At 72.0% G+C, this 21,940-nt stretch carries 14 protein-coding genes; 10 read left to right on the top strand and 4 right to left on the bottom strand.

Annotation, left to right across the window (positions count from 1 at the left end; genetic code table 11):
• Positions 1-76 precede the first annotated feature (76 nt).
• The 4 genes from JR065_RS06890 to JR065_RS06875 all read right to left on the bottom strand — a co-directional run bounded on the left by JR065_RS06890 (position 77) and on the right by JR065_RS06875 (position 5,391).
• The gene (locus JR065_RS06890) at positions 77-2,263 is read right to left on the bottom strand and encodes a TonB-dependent siderophore receptor (RefSeq protein ID WP_206233266.1); all 2,187 of its coding nucleotides are present in this window, start codon (positions 2,261-2,263) and stop codon (positions 77-79) included.
• Between the two features lie 94 nt (positions 2,264-2,357).
• On the bottom strand, positions 2,358-3,326 hold the full coding sequence (locus JR065_RS06885; RefSeq protein ID WP_206233265.1) for a rhodanese-like domain-containing protein: 969 nt from the start codon (positions 3,324-3,326) through the stop codon (positions 2,358-2,360).
• Complete coding sequence (locus JR065_RS06880) at positions 3,323-4,474, bottom strand: phosphotransferase enzyme family protein (RefSeq protein WP_206233264.1); 1,152 nt, start codon at positions 4,472-4,474, stop codon at positions 3,323-3,325. Before JR065_RS06880 ends, JR065_RS06885 begins: the two co-directional genes overlap by 4 nt.
• Positions 4,471-5,391 (bottom strand): ABC transporter substrate-binding protein, encoded by a 921-nt coding sequence (locus JR065_RS06875; protein WP_206233263.1) that lies wholly within the window; start codon positions 5,389-5,391, stop codon positions 4,471-4,473. Before JR065_RS06875 ends, JR065_RS06880 begins: the two co-directional genes overlap by 4 nt.
• Positions 5,392-5,767: 376 nt before the next feature.
• Here JR065_RS06875 and JR065_RS06870 point away from each other — a divergent pair, with 376 nt between their 5' ends.
• The 10 genes from JR065_RS06870 to JR065_RS06825 all read left to right on the top strand — a co-directional run bounded on the left by JR065_RS06870 (position 5,768) and on the right by JR065_RS06825 (position 21,934).
• Positions 5,768-6,613, top strand: a complete 846-nt coding sequence (locus JR065_RS06870) for a glycosyltransferase family 2 protein (RefSeq protein WP_206233262.1) — start codon at positions 5,768-5,770, stop codon at positions 6,611-6,613.
• 155 nt (positions 6,614-6,768) lie between these two features.
• Positions 6,769-7,770 (top strand): hypothetical protein, encoded by a 1,002-nt coding sequence (locus tag JR065_RS06865; RefSeq protein WP_241093432.1) that lies wholly within the window; start codon positions 6,769-6,771, stop codon positions 7,768-7,770.
• A gap of 10 nt (positions 7,771-7,780) precedes the next feature.
• Positions 7,781-9,718 carry a glycosyltransferase family 2 protein gene (locus JR065_RS06860; protein WP_206233261.1) on the top strand — a complete coding sequence of 646 codons (1,938 nt, stop codon included), beginning with the start codon at positions 7,781-7,783 and terminating at the stop codon, positions 9,716-9,718.
• Entirely contained in the window at positions 9,666-11,183 is a 1,518-nt protein-coding gene (locus JR065_RS06855) for a hypothetical protein (RefSeq protein ID WP_206233260.1), read from the top strand. Before JR065_RS06860 ends, JR065_RS06855 begins: the two co-directional genes overlap by 53 nt.
• Positions 11,165-12,154, top strand: coding sequence for a glycoside hydrolase family 113 (locus JR065_RS06850; RefSeq protein WP_241093431.1), 990 nt, complete (start codon positions 11,165-11,167; stop codon positions 12,152-12,154). The genes JR065_RS06855 and JR065_RS06850 overlap by 19 nt, the downstream gene beginning before the upstream one ends.
• A gap of 64 nt (positions 12,155-12,218) precedes the next feature.
• The gene (gene pncB, locus JR065_RS06845; protein WP_206233259.1) at positions 12,219-13,415 is read left to right on the top strand and encodes a nicotinate phosphoribosyltransferase; all 1,197 of its coding nucleotides are present in this window, start codon (positions 12,219-12,221) and stop codon (positions 13,413-13,415) included.
• 145 nt (positions 13,416-13,560) lie between these two features.
• Entirely contained in the window at positions 13,561-14,742 is a 1,182-nt protein-coding gene (wecB, locus tag JR065_RS06840; RefSeq protein WP_206233258.1) for a non-hydrolyzing UDP-N-acetylglucosamine 2-epimerase, read from the top strand.
• Positions 14,739-16,955 (top strand): hypothetical protein, encoded by a 2,217-nt coding sequence (locus JR065_RS06835; protein WP_206233257.1) that lies wholly within the window; start codon positions 14,739-14,741, stop codon positions 16,953-16,955. The genes wecB and JR065_RS06835 overlap by 4 nt, the downstream gene beginning before the upstream one ends.
• Positions 16,956-16,961: 6 nt before the next feature.
• The gene (locus JR065_RS06830) at positions 16,962-19,106 is read left to right on the top strand and encodes a glycosyl transferase family protein (protein ID WP_206233256.1); all 2,145 of its coding nucleotides are present in this window, start codon (positions 16,962-16,964) and stop codon (positions 19,104-19,106) included.
• Positions 19,103-21,934 carry an NfrA family protein gene (locus tag JR065_RS06825; RefSeq protein ID WP_206233255.1) on the top strand — a complete coding sequence of 944 codons (2,832 nt, stop codon included), beginning with the start codon at positions 19,103-19,105 and terminating at the stop codon, positions 21,932-21,934. Before JR065_RS06830 ends, JR065_RS06825 begins: the two co-directional genes overlap by 4 nt.
• Positions 21,935-21,940: the final 6 nt, after the last annotated feature.

Here is a 21,940-nt window from a genome sequence, read left to right as displayed (position 1 = left end):
TCCCGAGTCCCGAGTCCCGAGTCCCGAGTCCCGAGTCCCGAGTCCCGAGTCCCGAGTCCCGAGTCCCGAGTCCCGCTCAGAAATCGAACTGCAACGCCAGCCGTGCCGTGCGCGGCGCGCCCAGGAACAGGTAGTCGTCGCCGGCGTACTCGCCGACGTCGCGCCAGTAGCGCTTGTCGGCCACGTTGTCCACGCTCAGCCGCAGCGTGGTCGGCACCGCGCCCAGCCGCGTCGCGTAGCGCGCGCCCAGGTTGTACACGGTGTAGCCGCCGACCTCGACGCGGCCGCCGCGGTCGGCATGCTTGGCGCCGCTGTACTGCGCGCCGCCCAGCAGCGCCAGGCCGGCGATGCCGGGCACGTCCCAGGTGGCCTGCGCGCTGGCGCGCAGCCTGGGCACGTTCAATGCCTGGTGGCCTTCGTAGGCCGGCGTGCCGGTGTCCTCGGCGCGCGCGCGGATGCCCGCCACGCTGGCCTGCAGCCGCAGCCCGCCGCCGACCGCGCCGTCGGCCGACAGCTCGATGCCGCGGTTGTGCAGCCGGCCCTGCTGCAGGTACAGGAACGTGCCGTCGTCCTGCGGTTGCGCGTACTGGTAGGCCTGGCGGATGTCGAACAGCGCCGCGCCCAGCGCCAGCCCGTCGCGTTCGTACTTCAGCCCGGCCTCGCTCTGGTAGGCGCTGGTCGGCGCGAGGATCTCGTCGGCGTTGCTGGCGAACCACGAGGCGGTGCCGCCGGGCGACAGGCCCTTGGCGAAGCTGGCGTACAGCGACAAGGCGTCCTGCGGCTTGAACAGCACCGCCGCCTGCGGCAGCAGTTCGGAGCGGCGCGTGCGCCGGATCAGGGCGCCGTCGCGGTCCCAGGCGCGCTCGTCGTAGCGCACCTGGCGCGCGCCGAGCAGCACCTGCCACGCCTCGCCGATGCCGATGCGGTCGCTGGCCAGCAGCGAGGTCTGGGTGCTGTCCAGGCGCCGCCGCTTGGGATCCAGTTCGGCATCGGCCTGGGCGAACACCGGCGGGTCGGCATCGATGCGGCCGCTGCCGATCCATTCGTTGATCGAGCCGTGGCGGTCGACGGTGCGGTGCAGGTAGTCCGCGCCGACCCTGACCTGGTGCTGCAGCGGGCCGGTGGCGAACGCGCCGCTCGCCGTCGCCTGCACCTGGTCGTTGCGGCGCGTGTCGTCGGGACTGCGGTAGTCGTAGAGGTCGTACTCGCCTTCGCTGCTGAAGTAGTTGGGCACCGCGTCGTCGGCGCAGCTGGCCGCGCCATAGCAGCCCCAGGCGAAGCTGGAGTAGTCGTCGATCACCGCGCGGCTGTGCGCGGCGGCGAGCTCCACGCGCCAGGCGTCGTTGACGCGGTACTGGTAGCGCGCCTGCGCGTTGAGCGCATCGATGCCGACCGGCCTGGACCACGGCTGGTAGGCCAGCAGGCGGTGCACCGACACGTCGCCGGGCACGCGCTCGCCGCCGAGCAACTGGTAGCCGGGCACCGACCGTTGCTGCCGGTCCTGGTACTCCACGTCCAGCTGCAGGGTCGATTGCGGGTCGATCTTCCAGTCCGCGGCCAGCGACAGGAAGTTGCGGTGGCCGTCGGCATGCGCGACGTAGCTGCGGATGCCCTCGTGCGCGGCATTGACCCGCAACCCGAACTGGCGCTCGCTGCCGAACCAGCCGCCCACGTCGGCGGCGGCATAGCGGCCGCCTTCGTCGTCGGTGCCGAGCACCAGCGTGCGCACCTGCTGCGGGCGCTTGGTCGCGTAGTCGATCACCCCGGCAGGTTCGGCGAGGCCGGACTGCAGGCCGGACAGGCCCTTGAGCACCTGCACCTGTTCCTTGTTCTCCAGCGCCACGTTCTGCTCGCCGGCGATGCTCAGGCCATTGATGCGGTAGCTGTTGGCGGCGTTGAGCGAATAGCCGCGCACCACGAAGTTCTCGTAGTAGCCGATCGGCGCATAGGCATCGCCGACCGAGGCATCGGCGCGCAGCACCTCGCTGAGCACGCGCGCCTGGCGGTCGGCCAGCTGCGCGCGGTCGATCACGCCGATCGACGCGGGCGTGTCCAGCAGCGCGGCGTCGCCGTAGCCGGCCAGGTCGGAACGGTTGCGCGGCTGCTCGCCCTGCACGTTGACCGCATCCAGTTCGACCGGCGTGCGCGCCGCGCCATCGCCGACGGCGGTGTCCGTGGCGACGGCCCGCACCGGCGCGGCGCCGGCCAGGGCGAGCGCCAGCGCCAGGGCGAGCGGGGCGGGGGAGAGGGAAGGAAGCGGCATGCGGAACCTCGTGCGAAGGAAGATGGGGAAGGGCGGTGGCGTCATCGGCGGCGGCGACATCGGGCGCGCCGCGCGTCGTGCCGGACGCGGCGGCTCATCGGCGCGGCTCCGGCGTGGCGAGGGCGGCGATGTCCGCCGCGGTCGGCGCGATCGGCGCCGCGTCGGTGGCGGTGCCGGCGATGTCCGCCACGGCCGGCGGCAGCACCGTCAGCGGCAGCGCCAGATCGGCCGCCCATTCCTGCAGCGAGCCGTCGTAGAGCGCCAGCTCGGTTTCGCCGAGCAGGCTCAGCGCCAGCGCGAGCGCAGCGGCGCTAATGCCGCCGCCGCAGTACAGCAACAACGGCCGTGGCGCGGCGAGCAGCGGCGCCAGCGTGCGCGCCAGCTGCGCCGGCGGCAGGTAGCGTCCGCCGGCGTCGAACACCGCGCGCGCCGGCAGGTTGCGGCTGCCGGGGATGTGCCCGCGGCGTGCGTAGCGGCTCGGCGCGTGCCCGGCGAACAGGGGCGCCGACAACGCGCAGACCAGGGTGCCGGCGGCGCGCCCGTGCAGCACCGCCTCGACGCGATGCCGATCCACCCACAGGTCCGGGCGCGGCGCGGCGGTGAGCGCTGCCGGCGCCGGTGCCGGCGCGTCGCCGCTGGCCTCGGGCAGGCCGGCGGCCTGCCAGGCGCGCCAGCCGCCATCCAGCACCTGCGCGTCGATCCCGGCGCTGCGCAGCATCCACCACAGCCGCGCGGCCCAGAAGCCGTCGCTGCGGTCGTAGAGCACCGGCTGGCAGCCGTCGCCGATGCCCAGCCGTTGCAGCGCGGCGCGCAGCGCCGGCCACGGCGGCAGGGCGAAGCCGAACCCGGCCTGCGCATCGCTCAACGCGTGCAGCAGGTCGGCATGCCGCGCGCCCGGGATGTGCGCGTGGCGCCAGTCCTCGGCGCCGCTGGCCGGACGGTAGTCGCCGTCGAAGCGCGGTGCCGGCAGGACGACGCTGGCATCGAGCAGGCGCAGGCGCGGGTCGTGCAGGCGCGCCGCCAGGCCGGCGACGTCGATCAACGCTGCGGCGCCGGCGCTCACGGCGCGGCCGCCGCGTGCCGGTGCAGGCGCTGCAGCAGGCGCTGGCCTTCCTCGTCGCCGAACCAGTCGGCGTGGCCGAGCAGGTAGCGCCGGTAGGCGATGTCGGCATTGGCGTCCGAGCCGGTGATGCCGGCGAAGTACTCGACCTCGCTGAGCGCGAAATCCGCGTGCGCCAGCGGCAGCAGGGCGGCCAGCGTGCGCAGCTGCGCGGCGTCCAGCGGCAGCACCGCGGCGTAGCCGCGCAGCAGCGCATCGAGCTGGTCGAGTTCGGCGACGGCGCGGCGGCCGTCGTCCAGGTGCAGCCATGGCACCAGGTTGCGTTCGATCGCGGTGGCCAGGTCGTACAGCGCGAAGCTGCGGTCGGCCAGGCCGAAGTCGAACACGGCGCTGACCGCGCTGGCGGCGCCGTGCCCGCGCCACAGCAGATTGGAGGCGTGCCAGTCGCCGTGCGTCCACAGCGCGGGCGGCGGCATGCGCAGCAGCGGCCACGCCTGCGCGTGCCAGGGCAGCAGGTGCGCGCGCAGGTCCGCTTGCCAGTCGCGGCGCCGCAACCAGTCCGCCAGCGCCGGCCGCCGTGCGAGATCGCGTTGCAGCGCCGGCAGCGGCTGCGCCTGGCCGAACAGGCGCAGGTTGGCGACCAGCAGGGTGGTGCTGCGCGGCGCCGCGGCGTAGCCGGCGGCGGCGCGGTGCAGCTCCGCCAGCGCGCGGCCGGCCGCGTGCGCGTGCGCGGTGCTTGCGAACGCGGTCCACGATGCGGCCTCGCGATAGGCGTCATCGCCCTCGGCGGCGTGCTGCACTTCGTAGGTCCATTCGCCCAGCGCCAGCGCCGTGGCGCCCGCGGCGCTGCGCAGCAGCCGCGGCACCGGCGCGCCGCGCGCGCGCAGGTGCGCGATGAAGGCATGCTCCTCGCCCAGCGTGCGCACGTCGCGCAGGCGGCGGTGATGGCGCTTGACGAACACGATGCCGGCCTCGGTCTCCACCTCCGCGGCGGCGGAGAACGGGCGCGGGCTGTGCCAGCGCAGCGCGCGCACCGCGGCGGGCAGCGCGAAGTGGCGCAGCACGGTCTCCACTTCGTCGGCGCGCAGCGGCGGCCAGTCGGCGGCCGCGGGGGTGGCGGCCATGCCGTGCATCTGGTGGCAGGCGCTCATGTCGCGGCCTCGGCGAGAAAGCGCGGGTCGGCGGCGCCGCGCCAGGCCTGGGCGTCGGCGAGCGCGCCATGCTGCGCCAGCCACTGCGCATAGCCCTGCAGCAGCGGTTGGCGCATCTGCCCCCACTGCCCGCGGTGCAGCCAGGTCGGCGCGATCGCGCGCAGCGAGTCGGCCAGCAGGCTGCGCGGGAAGTACGGCGTGGCGCGTTCGTAGGCCGCCAGCGCCGCCAGCGGTTGCGCCGCCGCCGCCAGGAAGCCGCGCGCGGTGGCGGCGAGGAACGCGCGAACCAGTTGCGCGTGCGCGGACAGGGTGCGCGCGTGCGCGCCGAGCAGATAGCTGTGGTAGTCGGGCGCGCCGAGCGCGGCGACCGGCCAGGTCACGCGCCGCGCCGCATCGATGCGGCTGTCCATCAGCGCTTCCCAGGCCCAGTAGCCGCCGAAGCTGGCGTCGGCGACGCCGGCGGCCAGGTCCTCCGGTCGCAGTTCGCGGGTGCCGGCATCCACGATCGTCACCGCCTGCGGATCGCCGTCGTCGTGCGCGACCAGGTGCCGCACCATCGCCAATCCGCGCGGCGTGGGGTTCATCGCCAGGCGGCGCCCGGCCAGGTCGCGCGGGCGGCCGATGCCGAGGTCGGACAGGGTCTGGATCGCCTCCAGCCCGCACTGGTTGATCGCCGCGATCGCGCGCAGCGGCTGTCCGGCGGCGCGGCGTACCAGCAGCCGGTTGCTGGGGAACACGGCGAAGTCGCAGTCGCCGCGCAGCAAGTGCGCCAGGCCGTCGCCATGCCAGGGGTCGGGCAACTGCAGCACCAGCTCCAGGCCGGCGTCGCGGTACCAGCCGCGCTCGCGCGCCAGGTAGAAGCCGGCCGAGTTCGGCCACGGATGGAAGTATTCGAGCATGACGCGCAGCGGGCGCATGGCGGAGGCAGCCGGCGGGACAGGGAAGCGCATGCTTGCCCCGCGGTCTGGTCTAGACCAATGATCTGCGGTCCTATGGATACGCCCGATCGATATATCGGCTGAATGGGCGACGGCGCCGCCGGGCCGTCGGTACGCGCGCATGCCGGAGCGGCGTGCGCGGTGGTTGCGTCGTGGCGGCAGCCGCGGACAGGAACGAGCGCTGGCCGGCATCTGCACTATGCGAAGGAAAAGGAGGCGGACGGTTCCGCTCCTCCGTCGACGGCGGCCGGCTGCCAGGCAGGCTGCACGTCGAACGGGCGCAGATTATGCGCGGCAAGCGGGGCGCGGCGCCATGCCCGCGCGTCGGCGGCCCGCGTTGCGGGATAATCGGCCGATGAGCGAACAGCAGATGGCCGTGGTGGTGGTGACCTACGAGAGCGGCAGCACCATCGACACGTGCTTGCAGCGGCTGCGCGCGGCGGCCGGGGTGGCGCAGATCCGCGTCGTCGACAATGCCTCGCAGGACGACACGCTGGCGATCGTGCAGCGGCATGCGCTGGAGGATGCGCGGGTGCGCTTCATCGCCAATCCGGACAACCCCGGGTTCGCCGCCGCATGCAACCAGGGCGCGGCCGACTGCGACGCGCCGTGGCTGGCATTCGTCAACCCGGACCTGTTGGTGGAGACCGACACGCTGGCCACGCTGCGCGTGCAGGCCGCCGCGCTCGGCGACGCGCTGCTGGGCGTGGAGCAGGTGGACGAGCGGGGCCGGCCGGATGCGGCGGTGCGCCGGCGCGATCCGGATTTCGCGGCGATGCTGCGGCATCCGCTGGCCGGCTCGCGGCTGGCGCTGGCGGCCGATCCGGCGCAGCCGCTGCAGCGCGTGGATGCGCTGTCCGGCGCGCTGATGCTGCTGTCGCGACAGCTGTTCCAGCGCATCGGCGGCTGGGACGCCGGCTACCGGCTGCACGCCGAGGACCTGGACCTGTGCCGGCGCGCGCGCCAGGCCGGCGCCACCGTGGCGGTGCTGAACACGTTGCGCGTGACCCACGTGCGCGGCGTGTCCAGCCGCGCGCGCCCGTGGTTCGTCGAATGGCACAAGCATCGCGGGCTGTGGCGCTACTTCCGCAAGTTCGAGGCGCCCGCGCGCGCGTGGCCGGTGCGCGTGGCGGTCTGGGCGGTGATCTGGCTGCATGCCGGGGCGACCTTCGCGCGGCTGTGCTGGCGGCGGCCAGGCTGAGACGCGCGCGCGGGATCGATAGGTAAATGCGTGATGAGTGGTTCATTTATCGCGTGCGTTGAATCACGTTAAAAAAGTGCTAAGGTCCATTCGCGATCCCGCCTGGGGTCGTTTCCTGCCCCGTCCAGGGGGCCCCCACCAGGAAACAAACCGCAATGAACCAGTCTCACGACGAGCGCCCGCGCTCGCGGCCGGGCGCATGTGCCGCTCCCGAGCGCGTGCCGCCGCATCGGCCGCGCGTGGCGCAGGACCCGTGGCGCACGGCAGCGGCAGGTCGCGATGGCGGCAGCGCTGCGGCGGCGTCGGCGCAGGCGTGCCGCCGCTGGCCCGCGTTGCCGGCGCTGGGCGTCGGCCTGGCCGCCTTGCTGGCGGCCGCGCCGTGCTTCGCCGGCGCCTGGGTGCAGGACGACGGCGCCACGCTGGCGATCCTCAAGGCCAGCCACGCCGACGACGGCTCGGTCTATACGGATTCGGGCAGGCGCACGCATTTTCCCGATGGCGGCCGCAGCCGCCAGGACCAGCTCAACCTGTACATCGAATACGGTCTCAACGCGGACCTGACCGCCATCGGCAATTTCTACGTCACCGAAGCGGCCTATCGCAGCGACACCTTCCGTGGCCGCACGCGCGGCCCGGCGGACCAGGAGATGGGATTGCGCTACCGGCTCGATCCGGACGGCGGCGATGGTCCCTGGCAGGGCGCAGTGCAGGCGCTGCTCAGCGTGCCGGCCTACGACCGCGACGATCAGCCGGCGCTGGGCCTGGGCGACTACGGCCTGGAGCTGCGCTACAGCGTCGGCCGCGGCTACACGCTGGGCGGCCTGGACGCCTACGTCGATGCCGGTGCCGCCGTGCGCCTGCGCGGCGGCAGCGCGGCCGACGAGGCGCGGCTGGACGTGTCCAGCGGCGTGGCGCTGGCCCCGCGCTGGATGCTGATCGGCGAAGCCAACGCGATCCAGGGCCTGGGCAACGGCAGCGGCCGCAATCCGACCAACTTCATCGACACCACCGACTACGACCTGACCAAGCTGCAACTGTCGCTGCTGCACACGCTGCCGGGCGGCACGCAACTGCAGCTGGGCTACCAGCAGCCGGTCGCCGGGCGCAACACCGGCGGCGCCGGCGGCCCGTTCGCCGCCGCCTGGTGGCGGTTCTAGGCGCGCAGCGATGACGGCGACCACGGCCACGAGCGCGACCACGGGCACGGCCGGCGATATCGGCCCGCTGGGCAGCGTGCCGGAACCGCGCGGCTGGCAGACGCCGATCGGCGCGGCGCTGGTCGAGGCCGGGGTGATCGACGCGGCGCAGCTGCAGGAGGCGCTCGCGCTGCAGGCGCGCTGGCGTTCGCGGCTGGGCGACGTGGTGCTGGCGCAACGCGGGGTCACCGCGCTGCGCTTCTACACCGTGCTGGCGGCGCACTTCGGGCTGAATTTCGTCAACCTGCTGCAGCGGCCGATCGACCCGGCGCTGTTCGAGCCGGCGCGGCTGGGCGACTACGCGCAGCGCCTGGTGCTGCCGTGGCGCCAGGAAGAAGGCCGGCTGGTGCTGGCGGTGGCCGATCCGGGCCCGGAGACCTTCGCCTGGGCGCGCAGCGTGTACGGCGCGGACGTGCGCTTCGTCGGCACCTCCAAGTTCGACATCGTCTGGGGCCTGCAGCAGCAGGCCGATGCGCAGCTGACCCACGACGCGCTGAACCTGCTCGCCGAACACGCGCCGGAGCATTCGGCAAAGCAGGTGATCACGCGCAAGCAGGTGGGATCGCTGTGCGCGCTCGCGGCGCTGGCGCTGCTGGCGCTGGCGATATGGCCGGTGGCCACGCTGATCGCGATCAACAGCGTGATCGGCGTGGCGTTCATGGCCACGTTCCTGCTCAAGTTCGTGCTGGCCTGGCGCGGCGCGCACCGCCGCATCGACATCAAGGTCACCGACGCGGAAGTGGCCGCGCTCGACGACGAGGACCTGCCCGTCTACACGGTGCTGGTGCCGATGTACAAGGAGCCGGACGTGTTGCCGATCCTGGCCAACGCGCTGCGCCGGCTCGACTACCCGACCTCCAAGCTGGACGTGAAGCTGGTGCTGGAGGCCGACGACACCGAGACCATCGAGGCGGCCAAGGCGCTGGGGCTGGAGGCGTTCTTCGAGATCATCCGGGTGCCGCCGTCGCAGCCCAAGACCAAGCCCAAGGCGTGCAACTACGCGCTGCAGTTCGCGCGCGGGCAGATGCTCACCATCTACGACGCCGAGGACAAGCCCGAGCCGGACCAGCTCAAGCGCGCGGTGGCCGCGTTCCGCAAGTCGCCGGCCGACGTGGCCTGCATCCAGGCGCGGCTGAACTACTACAACGCCGACGAGAACTGGCTCACGCGCATGTTCACGCTGGAATACACGCTGTGGTTCGACTTCTACCTGCCGGCGCTGGAAACCCTGCGCATCCCGATCCCGCTGGGCGGCACCTCCAACCATTTCCGCCTGGACATCCTGCGCAAGGTCCACGCCTGGGACCCGTACAACGTCACCGAGGACGCCGACCTGGGCGTGCGCCTGACCCAGCAGGGCTACCGGGTCAGCGTGGTCAACTCGACCACGTTCGAGGAAGCCAACGTCAGCATTCCCAACTGGATCCGGCAGCGCTCGCGCTGGCTCAAGGGCTACATGCAGACCTGGCTGGTGCACATGCGCGACCCGGTGCAGCTGTACCGCTCCATCGGCTTCCGCGGCTTCTGGGGCTTCCAGTTCTTCGTCGGCGGCACCTTCTTCACCGCGCTGATCGCGCCGCCGATGTGGCTGGTCTACGGCATCTGGGCGCTGACCGGCACCCGCGCCTTCGACCCGGTCTTCCCGCCGGCGCTGCTGTACCTGAGCCTGCTCAACCTGCTGCTCGGCAACGGCTTCCTGATCTACATGACCCTGGTGGCGGCGTTCAAGCGCGACTACTTCCGGCTGGCGCCGTACGCGCTGACCGTGCCGTTCTACTGGCTGCTGCAATCCGTTGCCGCCTACAAAGGCCTGTGGCAGCTCATCCGCAATCCCTTCTACTGGGAAAAGACCACCCATGGCATCAGCAAGCACATGGCCGAAGAACGTCGGGCCGCACTCGACGACTGAGGCGCCGCGCCGCACGCGCGGCGCGCCGGTATTCGTGGCCACCGCGGCGTTGCTGGCGCTGCTGTGCCATCGCCTGCTGAGCCACGGCTACATGAGCGACGACGCGATGGCGCAGTACGCCAAGCTGCTGCTGTTGCGCGACGCGGCGGGGTTCCGCACCGAATACCTGGGCTTTTTGTACGCGCAGGCGTCGCTGTACCTGGGCCTGCTGATCGGCAGCGTGCCCGGCCTGGCGACCACGCCGTTGCTGCCGTACCTGGTCGACGTGCTGGCCGGCGCGGCGCTGGTCGCGCTGCTGTGGCGCGACATCGCCGTCGGCCTGGGCCGCGGCTGGGCCTGGGGCCTGTGCGCGGCGCTGGTGCTGCAGCCGTTCTTCCTGTGGCCGACGCTGTCCGGCAGCAACCAGGGCCTGGGCCTGCTGGTGTTCTACCTGGTGTGCCGCGCGCTGCGCCATTTCCGCGGCGATCCGGAAGCCTTCGCCTACCTGCGCCTGGCCGTGGGCCTGTGCCTGCTGTTCTTCATCGACGAACGCGCCTGCTTCCTGGCGCTGGCGATGGCGCCGTGGCTGGCGCTGATCGCGCCGGACGGCATGCTGCGGCGCGCGCCGGTGTCGTTCTACCTGGTCTGCTACCTGCCGTTCCTGTTCGCGCTGGCGACGTGGATGTACCTGAACTACCTGTTCTTCGGCGATGCGCTGCTGTTCGTGCGCGACGTGCGCTCGGCGTTCCGCGGCAGCTATGCGCAGGCCGCGCTGCAGCCGTGGCTGCAGCAGGCCGCGGCGCGGCCGTGGTGGCCGCCGCTGTGGCTGACGCTGGCCGGCGTGGCCACCGCGCCGGTGCTGTTGCTGGCGCGGTCCACGCGCCTGAGCGGCACCTGGCGCTGCGTGCTGGCCGCGGCCGGCACCGTGATCGGCGCCGGCGCGTTGGCCACCTGGGCGCGCTTCACCGCGCAGCCGCTGGATTTCCTCGCGCTGTTGCTGGCGCCGGCGGCGCTGGTGCTCGGCGATCTGCGCCCGCGGCTGCGCTGGCTGGCGCTGGCATTGCTGCTGGCCGGCGCCGGCGCCAGTGCCTGGGTGATCGCGCGCACCGGCTCGTCGACCACCCGCGACTGGGTCGCCGCGCTGTGGGCGCCGGTCGCCCCGCGCCATCCGGACGCGGTGCGGCTGGGCGCCTGGCTGGCCGAGGCGCGGCTGCCGACGCTGCTCGACGATCGCGCCGGCTATGCGGTGATCGCCGCGCGCGGCGATGCGCAAGGCCTGATCCTGCCGTTCGATCCGCGCTTCAAGCGCGCCATGGACGATCCGCGGCAGATGCCGGCGCAGGTGGTGGTGGCCGATCCGGCGAGCCAGGCCGGCGGCCTGGACAGCGTCAACCGCCGCCTGCCGCAGCTGTGGCGGCAGGGCCTGCCGGGCTACAGTCTGGTCTACCGACAAGGGGCCTACCGCGTATGGCGTCGATCGCCTTGAGACTGCTGGCCGGGGCGCTGTTCGCGATGGGCGCGTGCGGCTGCGGCGCCGCGCCGCCCGCGCCGGCGCCGTGGATGGGCGCCAACGTCAAGGTGTCGGCGCACGCGCCATGGGGCAGCGACGCGGCGCAGCGCTCGCTGCGGCAACTGGCCGACAGCGGCGCCGAGCGCGCGCTGCTGGTCGCCTTCGTCTGGCAGGCCACGCCGCAGTCCAACGATCCGGTGCTGGGCAGCGACAGCAGCCAAGCGCAGGTGCGCGCCGGGCTGCGGCAGATGCGCGCGGCCGGGCTGCGCCCGGTGCTGAAGGTCCACCTGTGGATTCCCGGACATTGGGCCGGCGACGCGGCGCCCAGCGATGCGGCCGCGTGGTTCGCGGCCTACCAGCGCGCGCTGCTGCAGCTGGCGCAGGTCGCCGCCGAGGAGCGGGCGGACGCGCTGATCGTCGGCACCGAACTGCGCCGCCTGCAGGACGCGGCGCAATGGCCGGCGCTGGTGGCGGCGGTGCGGCAGGTCTATCGCGGCCCGCTGGGCTACGTCGCCGATGGCCTGGAGCAGGCCGAGCGATTCGGCTATTGGGACCGGTTCGACTTCGTCGGTACCAGCCTGTATCCGTCGCTGGCCGAGGACCCGGCGCGGCGGCGAACGCAGATGCGCGATGCCGCCGCGCGGGTGCAGGCGCTGGGCGCGCGCAGCGGCCGCCCGGTGTGGGTGGCCGAACTGGGCCTGCGCTCGGCGCGCGGCAGCCTCGCCGCGCCGTGGGAAAGTCCGGAGCAGCGCACCGCGGCGGTGGACACCGCGCTGCAGGCGCAGGTGCTGCAGGACTGGCGGCGCGTGCTCGGCGAGCATGCCATCGCCGGCATCGCGATCTGGTGCTGGTACACCGATCCGGACGCGGGCGGCGCGCACGACAGCGACTTCACCTTGCAGCACAAGCCGGCGCAGGCGGTGCTGGCGCGGCGTCCTGCGCCCTGACGCTTTCCGCACTCCTACAGGGGAAAGGCGCAAGCCGGCGACACGCCGGGCGCATAATGCCGCGATGATCATCGAATCGCTGCTGGATACCGACCTCTACAAGTTCACGATGATGCAGGCGGTGCTGCACCAGCATCCCGGCGCGCAGGTGGAATACCGCTTCAAGTGCCGCACGCCGGGCATCGACCTGGCGCAGTTCATCGAGCAGATCTCCGCGGAGATCGACGCGCTGTGCGCGCTGCGCTTCGGCGACGGGGAACTGGACTACCTGCGCGGGCTGCGCTTCATCAAGCCCGATTTCGCCGACTTCCTCGGCCTGTTCCACCTGGACCGCAAGTACCTGCAGCTGCGCGCGTCGGCCAGCGCGCCGGGCGAGATCGAGCTGGAGATCCGCGGCCCGTGGCTGCACACCATCCTGTTCGAGGTGCCGCTGCTGGCCATCGTCAACGAGGTCTGGTTCCGCAACACCGGCGGCGCCGACCACGACGAGGGCCTGCGCCGGCTGCAGGCCAAGATCGCGCTGCTGCGCGACAGCGACGGCTACGGCGGCTGCGCGATCGCCGACTACGGCACCCGCCGCCGCTATTCGCGTGCCTGGCACGCCGAACTGCTGCCGGTGCTGCAGCGCACGCTGGGCGCGCAGTTCGTCGGCACCAGCAACGTGCACTTCGCCCGCGCCTACGGGCTGACCCCGCTGGGCACGATGGCGCACGAGTACCTGCAGGCGTTCCAGGCGCTTGGCCCGCGGCTGCGCGATTCGCAGGTGGCCGCGCTGGAGTCGTGGGCGCGCGAATACCGCGGCGACCTGGGCATCGCGCTGTCGGACGTGGTCGGGCTGGAGGCGTTCCTGCGCGACTTCGACCTGTACTTCTGCAAGCTGTTCGACGGCATGCGCCACGATTCGGGCGACCCGTTCGAATGGGGCGAGCGGGTCCTGGCCCACCTGCAGGCGCACCGCGTGGACCCGCGCGCCAAGGTGCTGGTGTTCAGCGACGGCCTGAACATGGACAAGGTGATGCGCCTGTACGCGCATTTCAGCGGACGCTGCCGGCTGGCATTCGGGGTCGGTACCAGCCTGACCAACGACCTGGGGCCCACGCCACTGCAGATCGTGATCAAGATGGTGCGCTGCAACGGCCAGCCGGTGGCCAAGCTCAGCGATTCGCCGGGCAAGAACCTGTGCGACGATCCGGCGTACCTGGCCTACCTGCGCCAAGTGTTCGAGTTGCCGCCGGGGGACGACGCAAAAGCACCACAATGAGGCGTTGCCGGGTCAATAAGTGACGTTTTGCGTCACTATTCCTGGGGAAATGCGACGGACGACACATTGCGCTGGCTAGCGCGCGCCACTTGGCCTATTATTTGCGTGACGGAGATCACGATTAGGTTCACAGGGAGCGGGGTTGGTGAAGGTTCTTTCGGTCTTTGGCACGCGCCCTGAAGCCATCAAGATGGGGCCGCTGGTTCGCGCGCTGCATGCCGCGCCGCACATCGAATCGCTGGTATGCATCACCGGGCAGCATCGGGCGATGCTGGACCAGGTGATGGCGTTGTTCGAGATCCGGCCGGATCACGATCTGGACGTGATGGTGGCCGACCAGACCCTCAACGGGCTGTGCTCGCGGTTGTTCGCCAGGCTCGATGCGCTGTACGAGCAGGTGCGGCCGGACCGGGTGCTGGTGCACGGCGATACCAGTACCGCGATGACCGCCGCGCTGGCCGCCTTCCACCGCCGCATCCCGGTCGGCCACGTCGAGGCGGGCCTGCGCACCGGCGACCTGCAGCGGCCCTGGCCGGAGGAAATGAACCGGCGGGTGATCGACGTGGTCGCCGACCATCTGTTCGCGCCCACCGCCAGTTCGCGCGCCAACCTGGAGCAGGAGAACCTGTCCGGGCGCATCAGCGTCACCGGCAACACGGTGATCGATGCGCTGGAGCTGACGGTCGAGCGGCTCGAGCAGGACGGCGCGCTGCGCGCCTCGGTCGATGCGCAGTTCCCGTTCCTGTCGCCGCAGCGCAAGCTGCTGCTGGTCACCGGGCACCGCCGCGAGAGCTTCGGCGAGGGCTTCGCCAACATCTGCCGCGCGCTGGCCGAACTGGCGCAGCGCACGGACCTGGAGATCGTCTACCCGGTGCACCTCAATCCCAACGTGCAGGGCCCGATCCACGCGCAACTGGGCGGCCTGGACAACGTGCACCTGATCGCGCCGCAGGACTACCTCAACTTCGTGCGGCTGATGCAGCGCGCGCACGTGGTGCTGACCGATTCGGGCGGGGTGCAGGAAGAAGCCCCGGCGCTGGGCCGGCCGGTGCTGGTGATGCGCGACGTCACCGAGCGCCCCGAGGCGGTCCAGGCCGGCGTGGTCACGCTGGTCGGCACCGACCCGGCGCGGATCGTCGCCGCGGTCGATGCGGCCTGCGACCGGCCGGTGCGGCCGGCGCATTTCCTGCCCGATGCAAGTCCCTACGGCGATGGCCGCGCCTCGGCGCGGATCGTGGCCGCGTTGTGCGGCCTGCCGTTCGACGAATTCATGCCCGGCGCGGCCGCGGCGGTTTCCCACCTCTCTCCTTCAGAACTGACGCCATGACCCAGACCCGACGTAGTGCCGCACGTTTCCCCAAGGTATTACCGCTGGCCTTGGTCCTGCTGAATCCCCTGACCGCCGCCGCCGCCGACTCCGTCGCCGGCCAGTTCGGCGAGTGGGCCGGCGACAGCACGGTCGAGCGCTCGATGACCCTGCGCGAGCTCGGCTTCAAGACGCCGCTGGTGCTCAGCGGCCAGGAAAGCCAGCGCGAGATCTACTTGCCGGTGCCGGCCGGCGTGCCGACCCGCGATGCGCAACTGCAGGTGGATGCGCGCTATGTGCGCGGGCACACCGGGCGCACCTCCAGCCTGCTGTCGGTCGACGGCGACCCGGTGGCGGCGCGTTCGATCACCGATGCCCAGGGCGACGCCAGCCAGCTGATCGGCATCGACGGCTTCGCCCGCCCCAGCGGCTTCGTGCGGTTCGGCGTGGGCTGGTGGTCGGTGGTCTCCGACTACCAGTGCGCCGACCAGAGCGCGCCGGCCAACGTGCTGCGGCTGTCGCCGGATTCGCGTTTCAGCTACCGCTTCGATGGCCGCGCGATCGATACCGTGGCCAAGGCCTGGGGCGCGTTGCCGGCCAAGGTGCGGCTGCTCGTCGATGGGCGCGCCACCAGCGTAGAGAGCTACGACGCGGCCTGGCGCGTGGGCGCGGCGCTGGAGAACGGCGGCAAGCGCGTGGAGGTGATCGCGCTGCCGGCGGTGGGCGCGAGCGTGGACCTGCGCGGGCTGGCGATCCCGGCCAGCCTGGCCGGGATCCCGGCCTATGCGGCCCTGGCCGATGGCAGTGCCAGCCACCGCATCGGCAGCCTGGCCGAGGTCGGCGCGCTGCTGTCGCTGGGCGAGGCCGGCCCGCTGGCCGCGGACGTGGCGGTGCTGAGCGATCCGCTGCGCGCCGGCGTGCGCGCCGCGCTGGATGCCCTGGCGACCCAGGTCGCCGCCGCCGCGCCGGACGCGGCCACCGCGTTCGCCGACTGGCGCAAGGCCGACATGGCCGGGTTCGAACAGCCGGCCGGCACCGCGTCGGTGCAGGTCGCGCTGGTCGGCGGCCGTCCGACCCTGCTGGTCGCCACCGGTGCCGGCGCCAAGGTCGCCGGCCTGTTGACCGAGCAGTGGCGCGCCTATGCGCTGGGCCGCTCGCTGCAGGTGGGCACCGCGGTGCTGCCGCCGGCGGAAAAGGACGTGGTGCTGCTCGGGCGCTTCGGTGCCATGGCCGGCACCCAGGAGATCGTCACCCGCGGCGACCGCACCGCCAACTTCGACCTGGGCGCGCTGTCCAGCGATGGGCGCCTGCCCAGCGAAGTGGTGATCGACGTCTCCGCCGCGCCGAACCCGGCCGGGCAGGGCGCGGTCGCCTCGATCTTCTTCAACGACTACCTGCTGGGCGCCAAGGTGCTCAACAGCGACGGCAAGCCGCAGCGGCTGATCGTGAAGGTGCCGACCTTCGCGCTGGCCGCGCGCAACCAGGTGCGGATCAGCTTCCTGCGCCAGCCGGCACGTCCGTACTGCCACGATCCGGCCACCGGCTATCCGGTGTCGGTGCTGCCCAGCAGCCACATCCGCCTGGCCGATCGCGGCCTCGGCGGCGATTTCGTCGGCGCGGCCGCGCAGCTGGCCGGCGCCCACGAGGTGTTCGTGCCCTCGAGCTGGCTGCAGGACGCGCCGGCGTCGCTGGCCAAGGTGATCCACATCGCCAGCGCGGCCGGCGCCTCGCCGATGAAGGCGGTGCTCAAGGTCGGCGAGGCCAAGACCGCGATCGCGCCGACCGGCGCCTACCTCAGCTTCGCGCTGGCCCCGAAGGGCCTGGAGCAGAGCGGGGCGGTGCGCGACGGCAAGCTGGTGGTGTCCGGCCCGGGCGACCAGGTGTTGCTGGACCTGGCCGGGCTCGACCGCGCCGCGCTGGTCGAAGTGGTCGGCAGCGGCGCCAGCACCGGGGTGATCTACCGCGAGCTGGGCGCGCAGGGGCCGCAGATCGACGAGCCGTTCCGGCTGATCCGCGGCAACCTGGCGCTGCTGGACGCGCGCGGCGTGGTGCAGGACTTCGACGGCCAGGACCCGAGCGGCGCGCAGCTGGCCGAGCAGGCCGACCCGCAGCCGGTCTGGCAGCAGCACATGGTGTGGCTGCTGGTGCTGGTGGCGGTGATCGTGTTGATGCTGCTGGCCGCGCGCGTGACCCAGGTCCGTCGTCGCCGCAAGTCCGCGCAGAACGGGCACTGACCGCACGTGGACGGCCTGTACTGGAACATCCACCTGGCCAACTACTACGCCGCCCTGGAAATGGCGGCGGTGGTGGTCGCGGTGGTGATCCTGATCTCCAGCCTCGATGACCTGTTCATCGACGTCTGGTACTGGGTGCGCGAGATCTGGCGCAGCCTGACCGTCAAGAATCGCAGCCAGTACCGGGCGTTGACCCAGCAGGACCTGCTGCAGCGCCCGGAACAGCCGCTGGCGATCATGGTGCCGGCCTGGGCCGAGTACGACGTGATCGCGCAGATGGTCGAGAACATGATCGACGTGCTCGATTACCACGACTACGTGGTCTTCGTCGGCACCTATCCCAACGATGCGCAGACCATCGCCGAAGTGGAGCGCATGCGCCGCCGCTACAAGCGCATGCGCCGGGTCGAGGTGCCGCACGACGGCCCCACCAGCAAGGCCGACTGCCTGAACTGGCTGATCCTGTCGATCTTCGAATACGAAAAGCGCAACGGCATCGAGTTCGCCGGCGTGGTCCTGCACGACAGCGAAGACGTGCTGCATCCGCTGGAACTGCGCTTCTTCAACTACCTGCTGCCGCGCAAGGACATGATCCAGCTGCCGGTGACCTCGCTGGACCGCGAGTGGTACGAATTGGTCGCCGGCGTGTACATGGACGAGTTCGCCGAATGGCACGCCAAGGACCTGGTGGTGCGCGAAAGCGTGTCCGGCATGGTGCCCTCGGCCGGCGTGGGCACCTGCTTCTCGCGCAAGGCGTTGCTGGCGCTGAGCGAGGCCACCGACAAGCAGCCGTTCAGCACCGACAGCCTGACCGAGGACTACGACGTCGGCGCGCGGCTGGCGGCGATGGGCATGCATTCGATCTTCGCCCGCTTCCCGGTGCAGTTCCGCGTGCGCCGCCCGTCGTGGTTCGGCTGGGGCCCGGTGCGCGAGCGCACCGTGAGCATGCCGCTGTGCGTGCGCGAGTACTTCCCCGACAACTTCCGCGCCTCGTACCGGCAGAAGGCGCGCTGGGTGCTGGGTATCGGCCTGCAGAGCTGGGAAACGCTGGGTTGGCGCGGCTCGCTGGCGACCAAGTACCTGCTGGCGCGCGACCGCAAGGGCATCGTCACCTCGTTCATCAGCGTCTTCGCCTACCTGATCTTCCTGCAGCTGATGCTGTTCTGGCTGCTCAAGGCGATCGGGCTGTGGGACACCCAGTTCCCGACCATCTTCCAGGACGGCACCTGGCAGATGAACGTGGCGCTGCTGACCACCGCCGCGCTGCTCACGCGCGTGGTGCAGCGCTTCTACTTCGTCAACCGCCTGTACGGGTGGGAGCATGCGCTGATGTCGATCCCGCGCATGGTGGTCGGCAACATGATCAACTTCATGGCCACCGCGCGCGCCTGGCGGATCTTCACCCTGTACATGCTGTTCGGCAAGCGCATGGTGTGGGACAAGACCATGCACGATTTTCCCGATGCCTCGCAGCTGGTGCACACCCGCAGGCGCCTGGGCGAACTGCTGACCATCTGGCAGGCGGTGGAGCCCGAGCGCCTGGAGCAGGCGCTGCAGCAGCAGCAGGGCGGGCGCCAGCAGCCGCTCGGCCGGATCCTGGTCTCGCAGGGCTGGCTGGACGACGAAACCCTGGCCGAAGCCATCGCCTTCCAGGGCGAGCTGCCGCGCGCGGTGATCGATGTCGGTTACCTGCAGGCCGGGGAGCTGCCGCTGTCGGTCGAGGCCTGCGTGCAGTGGCGCCTGTTGCCGCTGCCGTCGGACACGCCCGGCGAACTGTCGGTCGCGGTGTCCAACCCGCTGTCCGAAGCCGAACAGGCACGGCTGCTGCGCGACGTGGAAGCCGGCGCACTCAAGCAATCGATCGCGCGCGAAAGCGAGATCAACGCCGGCCTGCGGCTGATCAGCGGCGAAAGCTACCGCATCGACGCGGTGCCGTTGCTGGGCGACCTGCTGGTGGAAATGCGCCTGATCGCGCGCGATCAGTTCGAGCGCGTGCTGGACGAATACAAGCCGCACCTGGACGGTCGCATCGGCGACTACCTGGTCAAGCACGGCGTCGCCACCGAGGCGGCGATCGCCGAAGCCGTGCGCGAGCAGCACCGCCGTTCCGGCCAACCGCAATACAGCGCCAGCGGAGAGCTGAAGGCATGAGAACCACCCTGCTCTCCGCTGTCATCGTGCTGGGCCTGCTCGGCCTGGGCAGCGCCCCCGCCTACGCGCAACAGCCGCCGCTGGCCGGTGCCGCCTACCGCATCGCCGAGGATGCCTACGCCTCCTACGCGCGCGGCGACTACCGGCAGGCCAGCCGCCAGGCCGCCGAAGCGGCGCGGTTGCGCCCGGACGTGGCGCGCCTGCGCCTGCTGCAGATCTATGCGCTGCAGAAGCTGGGCCGCCACGACGAGGCGCGCGCGCAGGCGCGGCGCGCGCTGGCCGACGGCCTGCAGGATCCGGCGTTGCCGGGCCTGGCCGCCGCCCCGGCCTCTGCCTCTGCCTCTGCCTCGGCACGTGCCGGCGGCGCGCCCGCGCCACGCGCCACGGCGCGCCCGAGCGCGGCCGAGCAGGCCTACCAACGCGCCTTCGCGCTCGCCACCCAGGCCTACGACGCCTACAACAACGACCGCATGGCCGAAGCGGCGGACAAGGCCGAACAGGCCTTCCGCCAGCAGCCGCAGCAGGGGGCCTGGGCGGTCCTGTGGGTGGCCGCGCTGGAGGCCCAGCAGCAACTCGAACAGGCCGAAGCCGCGACCGCCGCCGCGATCCAGCTGGGCGCGCCGAATGTCGCCGACCTGCAGGCCAAGCGCGTGGCGCTGGGCCGCCAGCGCGCGGTCAAGCCAGCGCAGGAGGGCTACCAGGCGTTGATCGAGCAGGACTTCGGCGCCGCCGCCGGGTTCGCCCGGCAAGCGGTGGCGTATGCGCCGGACGTGGCCTCGCACCGCCTGCTGCTGATGACCGTGCAACTGCTGGACGGGCAGCTGTCCGCCGCCGAGGCCACCGCCGACCAGGCGCTGGACAACGACAGCGAAGACACCGTGGCGCTGGTCATGCGCGGGTATCTGCGCCAGCGCCAGTCGCGCACCGCCCAGGCCAACGCCGATTTCGACGCCGCCCTGCGCCAGGACTGGCTGGATGCGCAACAGCAGCGCAACGTGCGCCTGTTGGCGGTGGATGCGGCCATCGCCGCAGGCGATCGCGAACGTGCCGCGCGCCTGCTGCAGCCGCTGCAGGCCGATCCGCTGGACGACGCGGACGAGACCTTGCGCAAGCAGATCGGCCAGGCCATCGTCCAGCGCGAAAAGGCGCTGCGCAAGGCGCGTCCGGCACCGTCGCTGACCCTGGCGTCGTACCCGGCGCCGTTCCAGCAATGCCGCGATACGCCCTACGGCACCCAGTGCGAACTGACCCCGGCCGACCTGCAGGGTAGCGGCAGCGCCGCGCAACGCGCCTACGCCGCGTACGGACGGCAGGACTACCAGGAAGCCATCCGCGAAGCGCAGCGCGCGGTGCAGGAGAGCCCGGACAACGCCAGTCTGCAGAACCTGCTCACCACCGCGCTGGCCGCCGGCGATCGCGACCAGCAGGCGCAGGCGCGGCAACGCCTGGACAGCGCCCTGGGCCAGCGCCCCGCCGACGCCGGGCTGCTGATGCAGCGCGGCTATCTGTACCAGCGCATCGGCGAACCGGCGCAGGCGCTGGACGATTTCCGCGCCGCCGAAGCCACCGGCAAGGCGCCGCCCAGCGTGGTGCTCGACCAAGCCTATGCCAGCTCCGCCCAGGGCGACAACACGCAGGCGGTGGCGCTGCTGCGCAGCGCGATCGACCGCGCCGACCAGGGCCGGCTGCCGCTGGACAAGGCGCAGCGCTACAACACCCGCAGTTCGATCGCCAACCTCTCGCGCGAGTGGGGCCTGATCGCCTCGGCCGGCTACCGCGGCGCGCGCCAGGCCGCGACCAACCTGGGCGGGTCGGCGATCAGCACCCCGGGCGATTCGGCCTTCGGCACCGTGGAGGCGTTCTGGCGGCCGGAGGCGCTCAACAACCGCCATGGCACGCTGGAAGCGTACGCACGCATGGCCAACACGCTGTACGACGAGGGCGGCACGTTCGAATCGGTGCGCGCGGTGGATCCTTGCACCGGAGAAGCCACCGAGGACGCGCGCGCGCGGGCCGAGCGCTTGAGCCGCTCGCGCTCGATCGCCGGCTGGCCCTCCACCATCGGATCGTTCGGCGTGCGCTATGCGTTCGGCCGCACCGGCCTGAGCGCGGGCATCGAGCGCCGCCAGTTCCTCGGCACCGCCACCCGCAACGGCGGCGTCTATCCGGCCGCGGCCGCGATCCAGTGCCGCATCCAGCGCGACTCGAACCAGCCGCTGCAGGTCAACACGCTGGCGCGCTACCGCCTGGACAGCAACGCCGGCGGCTGGATGTCGTACCTGACCTATGGCTTCTACCACGGCACCGGCGTGCGCACCGACGTGAACCAGTGGTGGACGCTGAGCGGCTACGCGCAGGCCGGCTACAGCTGGGACGACAACCGCGCGCGCTTCAGCGTGGACCGGCTGGACGCCACCGGCGCCCCGGTCGAAAGCCTGCTCGACTCCGATGGCCGCCTGCACCGCACGCAATGGTTCGCCGCCGCGGAACTGCGCCTGGGCCGCAGCTACCGCTTCGGCGCCGATCAGACCCGCTGGGTGCTGACTCCGTCGGTGGTGGTGGGCGCGGACTGGCTCGACCAGCGTTCGCGGGTCAGCGGCATCGAGTACCCGCTGATCGGCGCGCAGTCGTTCGCGCTGTCCGACACCGACCGCAGCTGGTCGGTCGGCGCCGGTCCGGGCCTGGGCGTGCGCTACTGGTTCCGCGAGGACCACTACAACGCGGCGCGCTCCTCCCTGGACCTGAGCGTGCAGTACCGCTTCGCGCTCGGCGGCGGGGATACCCAGCGCGCCAAGGGCCTGTTCGCCACCGCCACCCTGTACTACTGATTCCCG

This window comes from Xanthomonas sp., assembly GCF_017163755.1.
In the GTDB taxonomy this organism is placed as follows: Bacteria; Pseudomonadota; Gammaproteobacteria; order Xanthomonadales; family Xanthomonadaceae; genus Xanthomonas_A.
The sequence above is the reverse complement of the archived record's forward strand: the minus strand, read 5'-3'. Positions and strand labels throughout refer to the sequence as shown.

Coding starts and splice junctions, on each gene's coding strand:
- JR065_RS06825 (WP_206233255.1), top strand. CDS start 19,103: ATGAGAACCACCCTGCTCTCCGCTGTCATCGTGCTGGGCCTGCTCGGC.
- JR065_RS06890 (WP_206233266.1), bottom strand. CDS start 2,263: ATGCCGCTTCCTTCCCTCTCCCCCGCCCCGCTCGCCCTGGCGCTGGCG.
- JR065_RS06875 (WP_206233263.1), bottom strand. CDS start 5,391: ATGCGCCCGCTGCGCGTCATGCTCGAATACTTCCATCCGTGGCCGAAC.
- JR065_RS06835 (WP_206233257.1), top strand. CDS start 14,739: ATGACCCAGACCCGACGTAGTGCCGCACGTTTCCCCAAGGTATTACCG.
- JR065_RS06880 (WP_206233264.1), bottom strand. CDS start 4,474: ATGAGCGCCTGCCACCAGATGCACGGCATGGCCGCCACCCCCGCGGCC.
- JR065_RS06855 (WP_206233260.1), top strand. CDS start 9,666: ATGGCATCAGCAAGCACATGGCCGAAGAACGTCGGGCCGCACTCGACG.
- JR065_RS06865 (WP_241093432.1), top strand. CDS start 6,769: ATGAACCAGTCTCACGACGAGCGCCCGCGCTCGCGGCCGGGCGCATGT.
- JR065_RS06860 (WP_206233261.1), top strand. CDS start 7,781: ATGACGGCGACCACGGCCACGAGCGCGACCACGGGCACGGCCGGCGAT.
- pncB (WP_206233259.1), top strand. CDS start 12,219: ATGATCATCGAATCGCTGCTGGATACCGACCTCTACAAGTTCACGATG.
- JR065_RS06870 (WP_206233262.1), top strand. CDS start 5,768: ATGAGCGAACAGCAGATGGCCGTGGTGGTGGTGACCTACGAGAGCGGC.
- JR065_RS06850 (WP_241093431.1), top strand. CDS start 11,165: ATGGCGTCGATCGCCTTGAGACTGCTGGCCGGGGCGCTGTTCGCGATG.